The sequence below is a fragment of the Sphingobacterium alimentarium genome (assembly GCF_004342685.1).
Lineage (GTDB): Bacteria > Bacteroidota > Bacteroidia > Sphingobacteriales > Sphingobacteriaceae > Sphingobacterium > Sphingobacterium alimentarium.
In genome coordinates this window covers 1-16,078 of the sequence record NZ_SMBZ01000032.1, presented here as the reverse complement: position 1 = coordinate 16,078, position 16,078 = coordinate 1, and the positions used below count along the sequence as shown (strand labels likewise).

Annotated in this window: 14 protein-coding genes; 4 read left to right on the top strand and 10 right to left on the bottom strand. The window is 39.6% G+C overall.

Going from position 1 to position 16,078, the window contains the following annotated elements:
• Position 1: 1 nt before the first annotated feature.
• From EDC17_RS11500 to EDC17_RS11455, 10 genes are all read right to left on the bottom strand, one after another.
• Positions 2–1,324 carry a nucleotide sugar dehydrogenase gene (locus tag EDC17_RS11500; protein WP_132778216.1) on the bottom strand — a complete coding sequence of 441 codons (1,323 nt, stop codon included), beginning with the start codon at positions 1,322–1,324 and terminating at the stop codon, positions 2–4.
• 23 nt (positions 1,325–1,347) lie between these two features.
• Positions 1,348–1,833, bottom strand: coding sequence for an adenylyltransferase/cytidyltransferase family protein (locus tag EDC17_RS11495; protein WP_132778215.1), 486 nt, complete (start codon positions 1,831–1,833; stop codon positions 1,348–1,350).
• A gap of 32 nt (positions 1,834–1,865) precedes the next feature.
• Positions 1,866–3,245: a nucleotide sugar dehydrogenase gene (locus EDC17_RS11490; RefSeq protein ID WP_132778214.1), complete on the bottom strand. Its 1,380-nt coding sequence runs from the start codon at positions 3,243–3,245 to the stop codon at positions 1,866–1,868.
• A gap of 28 nt (positions 3,246–3,273) precedes the next feature.
• The gene (locus EDC17_RS11485) at positions 3,274–3,792 is read right to left on the bottom strand and encodes a winged helix-turn-helix domain-containing protein (RefSeq protein ID WP_132778213.1); all 519 of its coding nucleotides are present in this window, start codon (positions 3,790–3,792) and stop codon (positions 3,274–3,276) included.
• A gap of 212 nt (positions 3,793–4,004) precedes the next feature.
• A complete protein-coding gene (locus tag EDC17_RS11480; protein WP_132778212.1) occupies positions 4,005–4,508 on the bottom strand; it encodes a hypothetical protein in 504 nt (167 codons plus the stop codon).
• Between the two features lie 504 nt (positions 4,509–5,012).
• Positions 5,013–6,746 carry a tetratricopeptide repeat protein gene (locus EDC17_RS11475; protein ID WP_132778211.1) on the bottom strand — a complete coding sequence of 578 codons (1,734 nt, stop codon included), beginning with the start codon at positions 6,744–6,746 and terminating at the stop codon, positions 5,013–5,015.
• Positions 6,747–7,684: 938 nt separating this feature from the next.
• The gene (locus EDC17_RS11470) at positions 7,685–8,065 is read right to left on the bottom strand and encodes a nuclear transport factor 2 family protein (RefSeq protein ID WP_207895751.1); all 381 of its coding nucleotides are present in this window, start codon (positions 8,063–8,065) and stop codon (positions 7,685–7,687) included.
• Between the two features lie 147 nt (positions 8,066–8,212).
• A complete protein-coding gene (locus EDC17_RS11465; protein WP_132778209.1) occupies positions 8,213–8,815 on the bottom strand; it encodes a TlpA family protein disulfide reductase in 603 nt (200 codons plus the stop codon).
• 80 nt (positions 8,816–8,895) lie between these two features.
• On the bottom strand, positions 8,896–9,309 hold the full coding sequence (locus tag EDC17_RS11460; protein WP_132778208.1) for a helix-turn-helix domain-containing protein: 414 nt from the start codon (positions 9,307–9,309) through the stop codon (positions 8,896–8,898).
• Between the two features lie 10 nt (positions 9,310–9,319).
• Positions 9,320–9,700, bottom strand: a complete 381-nt coding sequence (locus EDC17_RS11455) for a helix-turn-helix domain-containing protein (RefSeq protein WP_132778207.1) — start codon at positions 9,698–9,700, stop codon at positions 9,320–9,322.
• A 300-nt stretch (positions 9,701–10,000) separates the two neighbouring features.
• On the opposite strand from EDC17_RS11455, the gene EDC17_RS11450 reads away from it, so the two are divergent.
• The 4 genes from EDC17_RS11450 to EDC17_RS11435 all read left to right on the top strand — a co-directional run.
• Entirely contained in the window at positions 10,001–10,648 is a 648-nt protein-coding gene (locus EDC17_RS11450) for a TlpA family protein disulfide reductase (protein WP_132778206.1), read from the top strand.
• On the top strand, positions 10,645–13,791 hold the full coding sequence (locus tag EDC17_RS11445; RefSeq protein ID WP_132778205.1) for a SusC/RagA family TonB-linked outer membrane protein: 3,147 nt from the start codon (positions 10,645–10,647) through the stop codon (positions 13,789–13,791). The genes EDC17_RS11450 and EDC17_RS11445 overlap by 4 nt, the downstream gene beginning before the upstream one ends.
• A 4-nt stretch (positions 13,792–13,795) precedes the next feature.
• Positions 13,796–15,148: a RagB/SusD family nutrient uptake outer membrane protein gene (locus tag EDC17_RS11440; RefSeq protein WP_165894410.1), complete on the top strand. Its 1,353-nt coding sequence runs from the start codon at positions 13,796–13,798 to the stop codon at positions 15,146–15,148.
• A gap of 502 nt (positions 15,149–15,650) precedes the next feature.
• Positions 15,651–16,078, top strand: a 428-nt coding sequence (locus EDC17_RS11435; protein ID WP_317126056.1) for a transposase, incomplete at its 3' end; no start/stop codon positions are given.

Below are 16,078 nucleotides of genomic sequence, written 5' to 3'. Positions count from 1 at the left end.
ATTACAATCTCGCATCAACCAAATCCCGATCTAAACAAGATTTGATGTCAAATATGATACCTTTATTTTCTTTTAATTTCTTAATATCTAAACTCAAAAACTCATTATGCGCCACTGCTAATACAATAGCAGCATATTTAGTGACTTGAATGTCCAGTGATGTCGTTAAACAATCAATATTATATTCTTTTTTTACTTCTTCTTTATTTACCCAGGGATCATAAACGTCTGCTTTAATCTCGTAGGATAATAGTTCCTTATATATGTCCACCACCCTTGTGTTTCGAATATCGGTACAATTCTCTTTGAAGGTTATTCCTAATATTAACACCTTGGCATGTTTTACTGGAATATCCTTTTGAATCATCATTTTCACTAACTTTCCAGCTATAAAGGACCCCATATTATCATTTACCCGTCTTCCGGAAAGAATGACCTGGGGATGATAGCCAACAGATTGTGCCTTAAACGTTAAATAATACGGGTCCACACCTATACAGTGCCCTCCCACTAAGCCTGGCTTATACTTGAGAAAATTCCATTTGGTTCCTGCAGCTTCAAGTACGTCATTAGTATCTATTCCCAAACGATCAAAAATCAATGCCAATTCATTCACAAAAGAGATATTCACGTCGCGTTGTGCATTTTCTATGGCTTTTGATGCTTCTGCTACTTTTATAGAAGGTGCTTTATGCGTACCAGCAATAATTATTGATCGATACAAATCATCTACTCGGTCAGCAATTATTGCGGTAGAACCCGAAGTAACTTTCTTAATCTGAGGTAATGTTCGAATCTTATCTCCTGGATTGATACGTTCTGGAGAGTATCCTACGAAAAAATCACGATTGAACATTAAACCTGAAAACTGTTCTAAAATAGGCACACATTCTTCTTCAGTACAACCCGGATAAACAGTCGATTCATAAATGATCAAATCACCAGGTTTTAATATTCCCGCCAACATTTTGGATGCCGTTCTCAAATAACGAAGGTCCGGAAGCTTAAGATTATCAATAGGTGTAGGTACTGTGACTATGAAGGTATTACAGTCTGTAAGGTCTTGAAGACTTGAGCTAAACTGCAATCCGATACCTTTAGTTGAATCTTCTAATTGAACTTCTTTCAACCTTTCCTCCTCAACCTCTTTGGTTATATCAACCGTGTTTTTTAATTCATTTATACGTTCATTATTAATATCAAAACCAATAACGGGATATTTCTTAGCGAATTCAACAGCAAGTGGTAGACCAACATAGCCTAAACCTACTATGGCTAGCTTAATTTGATCTAATCTATTGTCTACTGTTGGGTGATTAAGCATATTATTAAACTATAGCTTTCCTTTTACTTATTATTCTTCTGATTTTCCTTATCTGCCACGATCTTTCTCAACCCAGAGCTCGAGAAGCGATGATCCCTACTGTTGAAGTAAAGCTCAATTCCTTTTTCTTCACAATACTTTCTACCTGTGAAATCGCGATCCTTATACTCATCACCAACAATACGCACATCCAGCTTAAAGGATTTTAAAATATCCTCCAAATCCTGCTCCGTAGAATAAGGAACAATCTCATCAACATAAATGCATCCGCGTAATTGAATATAACGTTCAACTACTGTCTGACTTGGTGCATTTTTCTCTGGTCTATCCAAAGTGGGATCCATTTGTAAACCACAGATCAGGTAATCACATTGACGCTTCGCTTCAGCTAACATCATAATATGACCTGCATGTAGGAGGTCAAAGGTACTGAAGGTAATCCCCACTCGTGGTCCTGGGTTGTAATCCTTGAGTTTTGATTTTTTTACTTTTTTATCTGGCTTTTCCATAAAAGAAATGATGTTTATAAAGTATTCTTTCCCTATTCACCAATTGCGTAATACACAAATCCCAATTCTTGTAATTTCTTACCATCGAGCAATTTTCTTCCATCAAAAATAAAGGCAGGTTTTTTCATGACTGTCTTTATTTTTGCCCAATCGAGTTCTTTAAATTCGTCCCATTCGGTTAATATGGCCAATCCGTGTGCTCCATCGGCTGCGGCATAGGCATCATCTTGCACTTGTAAGAGTGCTCTGTTTTCATCGTTACTGCGTGTTGCTAGGTAGTCTAAATCCTCGTAAATCTGTTCTTCACGAACTTTCGGGTCAAACACCGCGATATTTGCTTGTTCCTCCAAGAGGTGATCAGCGACATAAATAGCTGCCGATTCGCGTGTATCGTTGGTGTTTTTCTTGAAAGCCCAGCCCAGGAAAGCAATTTTCTTGCCATTTACCGTATTGTACATGGTTTGAATGATCTTCTCTGCAAAGCGCGATTTCTGGTGGTCATTGATTTTAATCACCTGCTCCCAATAATCAGCAACCGCATGCAGGTTATAGGACCTGGCGATATAAACCAGGTTTAATAAGTCCTTCTGGAAGCATGAACCTCCAAAACCTACGGAAGCTTTCAAGAATTTGGAACCAATTCTAGAATCCTGACCAATGGCATGAGCGACTTCATCCACATTGGCACCGGTAGCTTCACATAACTCCGATATGGAATTAATGGAGGATACCCGTTGCGCCAGAAAGGCATTCGCTACCAGCTTTGATAATTCAGATGACCAAAGATTGGTACTGATAACACGCTCTGCAGGCACCCATGCTTCATATATCTTTTTCAAGGCTTGTATAGCATCTGCATCCTCGCCTCCTATTAATATACGATCCGGATTATGCAAATCTGCAATAGCCGTTCCCTCAGCTAAGAATTCCGGATTGGAAAGTACATGAAACTGGATTCCCTTTCCGGTATGGTCTAAAATATTTTTAATCGTTGCAGCCGTACGCACCGGAATGGTGGACTTCTCAACGATGATCTTTGCGGACTCCGATACATCGGCAATTTGACGGGCACAAAGTTCGATGAACTTCAAATCTGCTGCCTGTCCCTTTCCCTTACCATAGGTTTTGGTCGGGGTATTGACAGAGATGAAAATCATATCTGCCTCATGAATGGCTTTCTCCACTTCGGTAGAGAAGAATAAGTTTCTTCCACGGGCCTCAGCAACAACCGCATCCAAGCCAGGCTCATAGACTGGAAGAAGACTCAAGTCCTCTTGATTCCAGTCCGCAATGCGTTGAGCATTAAGGTCTACAACCGTTACTTGAATATGTGGGTTCTTTTGTGCAATTACCGACATGGTGGGTCCCCCTACATAGCCAGCGCCGATACACGTTATTTTCTTTATTTCCATTTGTACTTATTACGCCAAATTAAACCCTTTAAACCAGGTCATCTTGTTGATATAATATAATCTGCTGTAGGATTTCCTCATCCCTATCGAAATACAACTGAATGTTTTTCCCGAGTAATTGTTCCATTTTGGCGCTTATCTGCAATAAGTATGCCTTATCCAATTTATCGCCCATTACGAGTAATTCAATTGTTCCTGAATCGATCCCTTTCGCATAATCTCCCAACAGCGACACTAAACTAACCTCACCAGCCCTCTGCAATACCTGATCCACAGCTTGATCGAAACCCAAATAGGTACGAACTAGATTTTGTAAAGATTGGAATAAAGGGTGTTCTGTGTTAGCTTGATAGTAGATTCGATTATTTTCCTGGAAACGGACTAAATAGCCGGCATCGGAGAGCTGATTAAGCTCTTTACGAATGGCATTCGTTGATTCATTGAACTCTTCCGCAATCCCGCGCAGGTATCCCTTATTGCTGGATGTCACAAAGAACTTAATGAGTAACTTAAGTCTGGTCTTGGATGTTATGATCGAATCAAGCATCTATCTTGTGTGAGCAACAAAAGTACTCAACATTTTATTAAAAAACAAATTCGTATGATTATATTGGAATTCTTAACAATTTGTTAATCAAGCATGTTTAGACTTATAGAATTAAAAAAAGCGTACAGGTAAATTGCAATCGTTTGTCCTATCCATATTGCAGAAAAGCACTATTCCTCAGGAAGAACAGTGCTTTCTATAACCTAATGTAACTAAACAGCGAGCGTGCTATTCCTGACTCTTTGTTTTTTCTTCACCTCACCTTTAAATGGTTCGATTTGAAAATAATGGCTAACCATAAATTCTTCCTTAACCCCATTGAGTTTTTTGATATAACCTTTAAGGACTAAGCCTTCCTGTTTCGGAGAATATTTTTGCAAATAATCCGAACTAATGGAAATACCGATTGAACGCATAGCACTTTCGCCAAGTTGTCCAGGTGCTATAAAGAAATTCAATTTATCAAATGTATTTACTTGTATGTGTTTATTGGCACAACGCACTTCAGTCAATACAATTTCTTTTAAAGATTCTGCAATACAATTCGCTTGAAAAATAAAGCAACCATATTGCCGGTAGTTATCTGAACTCTGCGGATCCAATAAAACACGAACATGAAATTCAGCGTATCGACTAAGAACATTCATTTTCTTTTTTTGAATCCAGAAATAACAAAATAATCCTCCAAGGAGGAGAGCAGCTAGAAAGTAATACATATTAATAAAGGGTTTAGTTCAAATAATTTCACCGTAAAAATACCCATAGATAGTTGAAAAATACAAGTTTTTGGGGGTGGACAATGGGTGGACATTAGCGAATAAACACTTATTAATTCTAGAAAGCGGCAAAAATTAGGCTTCATATCGTCCATTTTTAAGGGACAAGTAGAAATACAGCAGTTCACTACATTTATTTAATGAAAGAAAAATAAAGACTTGTAAACATAATTACAAGCTAGTATGAGTCGCTAATTATAGGCTCGTTTTACTTAAATTTCTCTCTAATCAAGAATAGATTCAGCTGAGTTTTCATCCTGTCATCTTGCCTTCTCGAGGGTTTCAAGGGGTTTTCTTCGTATCTCCTTCAGAACTCGTTCGGACCTCGTTCGGATCTCGTTCGGTTAGAAGCGAACGAGATCCGAATCAGTTCCGAATAAAATCCACACGAATTCCGAAGTATTCTCGAAGTAAATCCAAAGAAATCTGGGGCTTCAAAAATGCCTAACTCGGAGAATTCATCTCATCAAGTTTCTTTTTTAACCTTTGTTTTGCTTTTTTTATTCCTTCCAGCGAAACCCCGAGTAAATCGCTCATGCTGCGATTGCTGAGTTCCAGCTTTCCTAATGCAATTAAACGGAGGTCATTCTCTGTTAATTTAGGATATATTTCCTTTTGACGTTGAAGGAAGTTGGGATGGACTTTATCAAAAACGTTTTTGAATCTCATCCAGCGATCATCGGTCATAATATGTGTTTCGAGCATCATATTAAGACTTTTGGCAATCTGTGTTTGAGATTCTGGGGCATGCTTATTTTCTTCCAACAACTCCCGACGAAGCCGGTTGATGGTCTGATCGTTTATTTTAATGGTATCGGTAAATTCCTGCAAGGAATCTTTAAGAACGAGCAATTCTTGATCCACTAATTGCTTCTCATAGGTTAAAGCCAATTGCTCCTTTTCTAAGAGTGTACTGCGAATCTGGATTTTATTTTTTGTGCGATTAATCAATAGCAGAACAATCACAAAAATTAAGATCAAAAATACCCCCACATACTGATAAGTCTGTTTAATCTGCTGTCGTCTATCTTCAGCCGTTTTAATGGCTTGTTCATAACGTTCCATTTCCCATTTCCAAGAAATCTTTTGCATTTCGCTATTGCTGTTTCGTTTATCTAGGGAATCCTCATAGCTAATAAAGCGATGTAATTGCCGCAATTCTTCGTCAGGCTGCCCCATTCCCTTCGCGATTTGAGATAGTGCTTTTGCAGCATCTCGTTTAAAGTTTAAGAAATAAGGCTTGTCTTCCATTAGTCGCATACTGCTATGCACATGTTCTTTTGCTTTTAGCCATTGCTTTTGATCAATAAGCATACTGGCCAAAATGAGGTTGGCGCGCATGGCATCCAATAGTTCATTATAACGTAGTGATAAATCGATATTCTGTCGCACCAATGCCATGGCCTTATCCTTATGTCCTTTTTCCCATTCAAAATCGGCCAAATTTCCAGCGATAATTCCTATCCATACGGAGTCTTTTGCTAGCTTGGCGGTCTGCATGGCTTGTATAAAATAGGTATGCGATTGGTCAAACAGGGAGTCGCGTCTTAAATAGACTGCAATGGAATTGGTCATATCAATTTGCTTTCGACTTAGCTTCTCGGTAAAAGGCAGGGCAAGTTTCAGGTAATCTACTGCTTTGGCATTATCGCCAATAAAGCTGTAAAATCGCGCCAAAAAATTATAGTGCATTTCAATCAAGGGCACCTTTTCAGGTGCTATATTCTTCTGTAAATCGGCAGCTTGTAAAAAATATGGAAAAGCCTCCTTAACAGCACGGTAGGTAAAATAACAGGAACCATGCCGAACATTCCCTACCATCTGCAAGATAGGGTAATCGTTATCGAATACCAATTTTTCACCTAAAGAAAAGAAATGATCGGTCCTAGGGTTTACCCGATCAAAGGCAATGGAATAACCATCTGCCATCAACATGTAATAGGCCCATTTGAGTGGCACACTATGCTCCTTGTTGGCAAGATCGAGTATTGGTTTAAGGTTTCTCTGCAGGGTTAGGGTATCTTGTTTATAATCCACAGGTGACATTAAAACTTTCTCCAATTGTTTTAATGGATCCTTTGTGGCAACAATTTCATTCATATGCTGACCCCAAACTGGGTAAGTACCCCAAAGAAAAAACAAGCCTAATAATAGAGTTCTGGTTAATTTGGTTTTCATGACCTATAAATTTCGGGAATAGTTCCGAGAAATGAGGAAAGAGATTTGAGATGTGAGATTTGAGAAAGGGGAAAGGTCATTTACAACTCAGAACGAAGTGAAGAGTCTCCAGTCCCCCCACAAGACCTCGTCATTCCGAATCTTTGATGAGGAAACTTTAGATTATATAGAAATTTAGTTTGTTTACGCGGTCGAAGCATTCTTCGGCCCTACATTTAGGGGAACTAGCGTTAATTATTTCACGATTGTTTATACGGGCGATGCATGCATCGCCCGCAAATTCAATTCTTTTCAATCTTATCATCCACCACTATTCTAAAGGTATAAAACTTAAGCGGGCAAACATTCCGCTGCGCTCAGTATTGCCCCTACGCATGGGGTACTACAAAACAATTAAGAAACTATATAGATTGTACGTTAGGTAGGGGCAGCACTGAGTGAGTTTGAAGAAGGGGTTTTTCCCCAATGAAAACGAACGGAATGTCTGCCCGTTTTTGTAATGTATTGTTCTTATTTCTTAAAGTTAATATAGATTTTGTAATACGGGCGATGCATGCATCGCCCGTATTACAAAATTATTTCCACAAGTCCTTTAAAGCAATTATTTTATAGGTATACTATTAAAACACGGTCGAAGCATGCTTCGACCCTACATTTGGGGGCATTAACACAAATTATTTAACGAGTGTTTGTAGGGGCGATGCATGCATCGCCCGCATTATATTCTAAAATAAATAATCTAACAGCGTAGCGGTCTCATATCTCACATCTATTAGTGCAACGGTCTCCTCTCATCCTTTAAACAATTCTGATTTTCAGACGAATGGTTTCTTCGGACAGCCTCAGATTGACCTACTAATTAGTAAAATATTATCCCGCCAAAGGTCTAAATACTAAATACTATCGACTATATACTGCCCTCAGGGCGCAGCGGTCTCCTAAGCTATATCCAATAGTCTTACGACTTGGTCGTCATCATTGAATTGAAAAATTGATTTTCCGGCGAGTTCTAGTTTTTCTCCTTTATTAAGTCCATTTGGAAAATCTACTGCTAAGGTCGCGGTGTATTGAATACGGATTTCAATATTGTCGCGTAGTTCGATGAGTTCTGTGATAGTTTGCTCTCTGTCTTCGAAATAGGATTTTGCAGTTTCGGCTTGTTCTTTAAAGTCCTCTATTCCTTCTAGGGTATCGGTCGTTTGACCGTTCAGGATATTTTCAAAAACAATATTATCGGAAAAATGGGCTACCATTCCCTCTACCTCAAAGTTATTATAAGCTTGGATGTAATTTCTGACTATTTCTTCTCTTTTAGACATAAGTGCAATTTACTTTATTATTAAACGCTAAATTCAGGCTTATGTTTTATGGAAACTTGTCTATTGGTCTTAATTGTTGGATTTGGGGTATATAGAAAAAGAAGATGCAGCCCGGGGGCTGCATCAACAAATAAAACAAACAACAAACTATTTTTTTATCCAAGTGTCCAAAAGCTCCCTAAGTTTTGGGTCTGATGGTCTTGGACTATCTGCGGTGATTAGATTTCCTTTTTTGTCAATTAGAATATATCGAGGAATTGCATTTACCTTATATGCTTCCGAAAGCGGATTGCTTGGGCCAGCATGTAGTTGAATTCCTTTTGCATTTTTCTCTTTTACATATTCTACCCATTTTGCTTTGTCCTGATCGGTAGAAATTCCAACAAAAGCAACAGCTTTGTCTTTGTATTCTTCATTAAGTTTTTCCCAATGAGGTTCTTCAGCGCGACATGGACCACACCAAGTAGCCCAAAGGTCAAGTAATACTACTTTACCACGTAAATCTGTTAAGCCTGTAGCTTTTCCATTGACATCTGCAAAGCTAAAGTTAAAGGCAGGTACTCCGGCTTTGGTTTCTGCTAATTTTGCTTCGATTGCTGATGCACGTTGTTTTTGCTCTTCTAGGACTAAGTTAGCTTTGTTCTTTTCCAATAATACTAGGTACCTTACTCGATCTTTAAGTCCTCTTAGCCCATCTGCATAGCTATCAGAGGTTCCTGCATTGCTACCAAGAACGTCATCATCACCCATAAATACAATTTTTGTTAATTATTTCCATTTTTTCGTATAGACAAACTATTTTCCTTGTTCTAACTCTTAAATAATTTCGTCTAATCTTTTGTTGAAATGTTTTGCCTTACAATTTCAAGTAAATCTTTTCTGGCAGCGGCAAGTTGTCTTTCAAACATTTCAATAGTCTCTTTTAACGGATTGTGGATATTCTCCACATTTGCAGCTATGTTTGATGCAGATACACCACTGTTTTCGTAGAAATTGTTTGTATTATATAGAACTTTCTCTTCCGTAAAATCTCGTAAGCCTTCATAAGTAACACCTAAAGCTTCAGCGACCTCTCTAAACTTTTCATCTCCTATATTTTCCGATTGTTCTAATTTTGAGACAGCTTGTTTAGATATTTTCATCCTTTCAGCAAGGTCAGATTGTGTCCAACCTCTAAGTTTTCTTACCCGCTCTATCTTTCTACCTTTGTGAAGACTTAGCTTGTTGGTGATAATTTCAGACATATGATTTACCCTATTTTGTGTTTTGGGATTTAAGAATTTCTATTTTTTCTCGCTCGCTCGTAAGGAGTCTTTCATATAGTTCAACAACTTTTTCTATAGGACTAAAGACTTGATGTATTCCATGTGAATTTTCGGATATTTTATTATTCTCAACTTTGTTTTCAATACTATAGAATGCTTGGTTTTCGTTGAATTCTTTTATTACTTCTGGTGTAACGTTGAATATCTGTGCGACCTGAACAATGATTTGATCATCTACCGAGTCAGAATTTTCAATAAGTGAATATTCTGCTTGGGTTATTCCGAGTTCAATAGCTACTGCTTCTTGCTTAAGTCCTTTTAGATTTCTTATAAATTTAATATTCGGACCTATTCTGACTGTTTTTTCCATAAATATAAGACAAATTATAAATTCAAATATACATAAAAGTCAACCTTAAACAAATAAAAATCAACCTGTTTTTTTCTTTTTTATATTTTGCAGTTCATTACTTTGTATTATCCGTATTGAACTTAAATATGAAGAAACAGTTGTACAAAAATATTATCAGAAGTCCAGATTGATAACTTTGTTACTCTGTCCTAATCTGTGATGCATAATTATCCACTGACTTTAGTTCCGTTAACCCTAAGGCACGATTAAGACTAACTTTTCCTAACCCAATTCTCAAACACTTAGACTTTGAATATTATGACGTTTTTATACGCAATGGCCACGCTTTGGCCTAAAGTAAAGCACCAAATACCGATAGTACAAGCGTTTTTGCTCACAATTTTTTGTTTCATATTGTTTAGTAATGCCCGCGCCCAGTCCGTCCAAGAGCGGGCTGATGCCGGGCTAAATGATGTTAGACCTCTAAAGATTGGCGATAGACTACCTGAAGCCTTTTGGCAGCAAGAGCATACCATTTACATTAACGCACAAACCAATAAACAGACTTTAGATCAATACAGAGGCAATCTGCTCATCTTGGATTTTTGGGCAAGTTGGTGCGGCCCATGCCTCAAAAAATTTGCTTTCGCCGATAGTATAAATCGCATTTTCGCTGACCAAGTTGCTGTAGTACTGGTTAATGCAGACAATACCGGAGATGATGAGGAAAAGATAATAGGTAAGATGCGAGAAATGGGAAGCGGGTTAAATACCATTATGAAAGATGGCATACTTTGGAAACTATTCCAACACTCCATTATACCACATTACGTGTGGATCGAAAATGGACAATACCGGGCAGCAACAGGCGCAGAAATGTTTGACCTGCATAACATAGAGGTTTCCATTAAAAGGCGTCACAAACTAAATGAGACCATTCGCAGACGTAACACTAGCAACCAATGAAAAAGATCTTTTTTATGATATCGGTATTATTTACCATAGCTGCTGTTGCCCATAGCCAACAGAAGGTTTTTAGAGTAGTTGATGCAGACAGCAAAAAGGGAATTACCGCTGTTGTTTCTGTAGGAAACAACAATTTTCCGACTGACAACAACGGTTATTTTAAGCTTTCTATCGTAAATCGACCTGTAAAACTCAGGATACAGGCGTTGAATTACATTCCTTTGGATACTTTGCTAAGTGACTATAACGGTTCTCTTATCTTCCATTTAAGACCAGTGGTAAAAGAAATTGAGGAAGTGGTAATCAGTACAGGATACCAAAAGATCAAGCAGGAGCAACTAACTGGATCGGTACAGCATATCGGTTCCCATATGCTCGAGAATCAGGTGAGCACAGACGTACTATCTAGGCTAGAGGCTATTTCCAGCGGACTGAGCGTAGACCGTAGTACAGCACAGGGACGTATTACCATTAGAGGGTTGAGCAGCATCAATGGTCCCAAGGATGTATTGATAGTTGTAGATAATTTTCCATATGATGGAAATCTCGAAAATATCAACCCTAATGATGTTGAAAGTATTACCCTGCTGAAAGATGCCGCGGCAAGTTCTATATGGGGAAGTAAGGCTGGCAATGGTGTAATTGTGATCACGACCAAGAAAGGTAAATTCAATCAAGATCTGCAAATACAGGGCAGTATTAACAATAATGTCATTAGTAAGCCCAACCTGTATCGTTTGCAGCAAATGAGTTCATCCGATTATATCGATGTCGAAAGTTATCTGTTTTCCCAAGGATATTATCAATCTGCTTATGATGACCCGTCTATGCCAGGGTTGACGCCCGTAATAGAGACACTCTACAATGCAGATCTGAGCCCAAGTGAAAAAGAAGAACGTCTGGATCGATGGCGCCATCTGGATGTGAGGGATGAATTCAAGAACAAGGTTTATGGAGTGGGGCTAAACCAGCAGTACAACCTACAGGCCAATGGAGGCAACAGGCGCTATAACTGGTTAGCGACAGCGGGATACGACCGAAACAGGGATAATCTGGATGCATTGTACGCTAGGTTGACCTTACGTTATGCTTTGGAAATCAATTTGGCAAAAAACCTAAGCGTGGACATGAATATTACCCATGCTAATGCACAAAGCAAAAGCGGCAAGCAGGGTTATACCGAGATCACAGCGTTAAATGGCACACTCTATCCTTATGCACAACTAACAGACGAAGATGGTAATGCAATGCCTTTGGTACAGAACTATCGGCTAAACTACCTGAGCACATTGGATGGAAGACTGGCTGATTGGAAATATTATCCGCTCACGGACTGTCTCTTTAACAAGGACGAGATAAATCTTAATAATACAGGGATAAATGTAGGAATGAATTATCGGTATGCAGGTTTTGATGTTCAAGCGCTCTATCGTATGGAAAGACAGCAGACCACTAATGAAAATATCTATGATGCCCAGAGTTATTTTGCAAGGGATATCGTGAACAGTTTTGCTCAGCCTGCCGATGATGGCTCTATCAGTTACTTGGTTCCACAGGGTGGTATAATGGATTTACAGAACGGATATCTGCTGGCGAACAACTTAAGGCTTCAACTGAACTATGACAAACGCTTCGGGTCACATCACTTTAACGCACTTGCCGGTGCTGAGCGTCGTTCTCTACGCAATGAAAGCAACAGCTACCGCTATTTTGGACTGGAAACGAATACCCTGAATACAGGTCTAGTTGATCTGACAAAGCGGTATCCGCACTACATCACCGGCAGCAACAGCTTTATACCTGGCAGGCAAAGCCTGGGGCTGACTCGGAACAATTTTGTGAGTTTTTATGGCAATGCTAGCTATAGTTACAGAGATACTTATTTTATTTATGCCAGTGCCCGTCGCGATGCATCGAATCTGTTCGGGGTGAGTACGAACAATAAATGGAAGCCATTATGGAGCTTGGGTTTGGCTTGGAATGTCGACAACGATCTGCCTTGGCTAAAATCAGGCGCGTCTCTGAAACTTAGGGCGAGTTATGGATTTAGCGGCAATGCAGACCCATCACGTACCGGCCTCACTACCATTACCTACAATACTGTATCACCTTTTACCCAAAGCAACTTTGCCTCGATTACACGCTTTTATAATCCCGATCTACGTTGGGAGACTGTTGGCACACTTAATATAGGTGTTGATTTTGGTCTCTTTGACAGGCGCATCAGCGGAAGCTTTGACTATTACCGAAAAAGGGCCAAGGATCTGTTCGGCTTTTATCCTATTGACTACACAAGTGGTGTGGGGCCGACCATGGTAAGGAATATTGCATCAATGGAGGGGCATGGCATCGATCTGAGACTTGAGAGCCGTAACCTTGTGGGAAATGGCCTCCAATGGGGTACCATCATAAATTTCAGCACCAATCGGGACAAGGTAACGGATTATTATGACGTCTCAACGAAAGGCGGAGACTATATAGGGACCGGAACAATTACCGGCTTGGTGGGTAAACCGGTTTACTCGGTCTTTTCGTACCGATATGGAGGACTGGATCAGCAGGGAAATCCGTTAGGTTATCTCAACAACGATTTGTCTACGGATTACGTGGAGCTCACGGGGAACGGCAGTAGTCTGACGGACTTGCGATATCACGGCTCCGCACTGCCTACAGTATTTGGAAATTTTACCAATCGGTTAAGCTACAACAGGTTGAGTCTGGAAGTCGCACTTGCCTATAAGTTTGGTTATTACTTCAGACGCAGCAGTATACAGTATACTAATTTGGTGGGCAGCGGACGCGGTCATTCGGACTATTCTCTGCGCTGGCAAAATACGGGAGATGAGATGCATACTAATGTACCTTCATTCCAATACCCGGTTAATGATAGTCGGAGTTTGTTCTATCAACTTTCGGAAGTACTGGTGGAGCCGGCAGACCACTTACGCCTACAATATGTTTCCCTAAGCTACCAATTGGAAAACAAATTCAAGAATTTATGTATCCGAGATATGCGCATCATGCTAAACGCAAGCAATTTGGGTTTGTTGTGGACGTCCAATAAGAAAGATCTCGATCCCGATTATGACAATGTGCTGCAGCCATCAAAAGCGTACGCGCTGGCACTTCAATTTAAATTTTAGATATATGAACAATAGAATAAAGTATTTTGCTGCCTTTTTGGTCATAATAGCCATGACAGGCTGTGAAAAGTTTCTGGAGGAAAAGCCTGATCAGAAACTTGCTACAATAACCACTATCAGGGACATGCAGGCCGTATTGGACGATTATGCTACGCTTAACTATACCGACCCGGCAATGGGTGAGGTGTGTGGTGACAACTACTATATGACCGATGTTGTTTTTAACGCGCGTGACGAGTACGATAGAAATCTATATGTTTGGGCATCTGCAAATATATTTAAGCCACAATACAATGCTTGGACAAACATCTATGCGCAGGTTAATGTGGCCAATAACATTCTGCAAGCTGTCGCGGATAATTCTACTATCATCAACGACAATGATGCTCTTGCAGGAATTTCGGCTCAGGCGTATTTTTTCAGGGGCAGGGCTTTTTTCAATGCACTTGGGATTTGGAGCATGCCATATAACAAGGCTACGGCCGAAACATTGCCCGGTATCCCTCTTCGGTTGAATGCTGATTTCAACGAGCCATCTACCCGTCAAAGTATCGCCGATGGTTATGATCAGGCGCTTGCCGATCTGAAGAAGAGCGCTCAGTTTTTACCGGATGTTGTTCCTTCCCCTACCAGACCTTCTAAGGCTGCGGCTTATGGAATGCTGTCCCGTGTATATCTGCAAATGAGGGATTATATTGCAGCAGGGGAATATGCAGATAGTTGTTTACGGTTCCAGCATCGTCTATTGGATTACAATACACTTACAATCACTGTCAATTTCCCGTTGCCTCATCTAAACGAGGAGGTGATCTTCGAGAGCAGGGTGGCAACGGTAGGACCTATTGTACAGAGTAGGGCACTCATTAATCCTGTGCTATATGATATGTACCATACAGATGACTTACGTAAGTTGGCATTTTTTCGCGCCAGCGGCACTTCCTATATTTTTAAAGGTAGTTATCAGGCTGGAGCGACTCTGTTCAATGGTATTACTACGGCCGAAATGCTGCTGACACGAGCCGAATGCAAAGCAAGGGATGGAAAGGTTAATGAAGCCTTAGATGATCTTAACCTTCTTTTGCAGTATAGGTACCGTACAGGTACATTTGTTCCGACATTGGCAACTTCATCCCTCGAAGCGTTGGAAATAATTAAAGACGAGCGACGGAAAGAATTGGCATTCAGAAGTATGAGATGGCTGGATATTAAACGTTATAATGAGGAGGGGGATGGCATTACGCTCAGCAGGACCATAGATGGAAAGGTCTATAAACTTGAGCCACAGAGCAAGGGTTATGCTCTGCCAATCCCAGAGGATGTAATTGCGCTTAGTGGTATGCAGCAAAATGAACGCTGATAAATCGATTGCCAAGAAATTACACGATTAAAGTGGTGTCCAAAAAATACGGACACCACAATTTTTCTACATATCACAACATCGCTTTAAGTACATGCTTAGAGTTAAACATCTCTCTTCTTAGAAAGCCCAAGCAAAATAGCACTTTTAGTTTGATTTGGTATGTAAAGCGGCAGCCGTTACAGCAGCCTCATTAGGAAAGTTGGTTGACAAGTATGTGTTTAGTTTTGCTTGGGTATCTATACTTTCGTCAACCTGTATTACACAAGGCATTTCCTCCCCATCATCACAACCAGGTGCACTTGGATTAGTAATTTGAGTATAATTAAACCCAGATCTAGCACCGACTTGGGTGTTGAGATCATATCTCCAATATGTAAAAGTTGCTTTTTTTGCTTTAAAACCTGAATTCGATTATTAATTCTATTTAAAATTGCAATCATGGTGGTAAATGTTTATATTTAAGTATCTGAAATTCAAATATTTAACAATACACCAGACCATGATTACATACGATAAAGTTACCGATATTTTCTGCATAGTTGATGAGTTTTGCAAGAACTTTGAAAAAAACACTAAAAACTTCATCATTGGGAAGGCTTCAAGACGACCAGCAACCATGTCAAATAGTGAGATCATTAGTATCCTACTATTATTTCAGATTAGTGGCTTTAAATGTTTCAAGCATTATTACATATTTTATGTACAGCGCCACATGAACAAAGATTTCCCTAAGACAGTTTCTTACAATCGTTTTGTAGAGCTTAGCCAGACTGTGATTATGCCCTTAACTATGTTTCTGAAAACCTGTTGTTCGGGTTCTTGTACGGGAATATCATTTGTGGACTCTACGCCAATAAGGGTTTGCAAAAACAAACGTATAAAAGCCAATAAGGTCTTCAAAGGAACTGCTGAAATTGGAAAATCAAC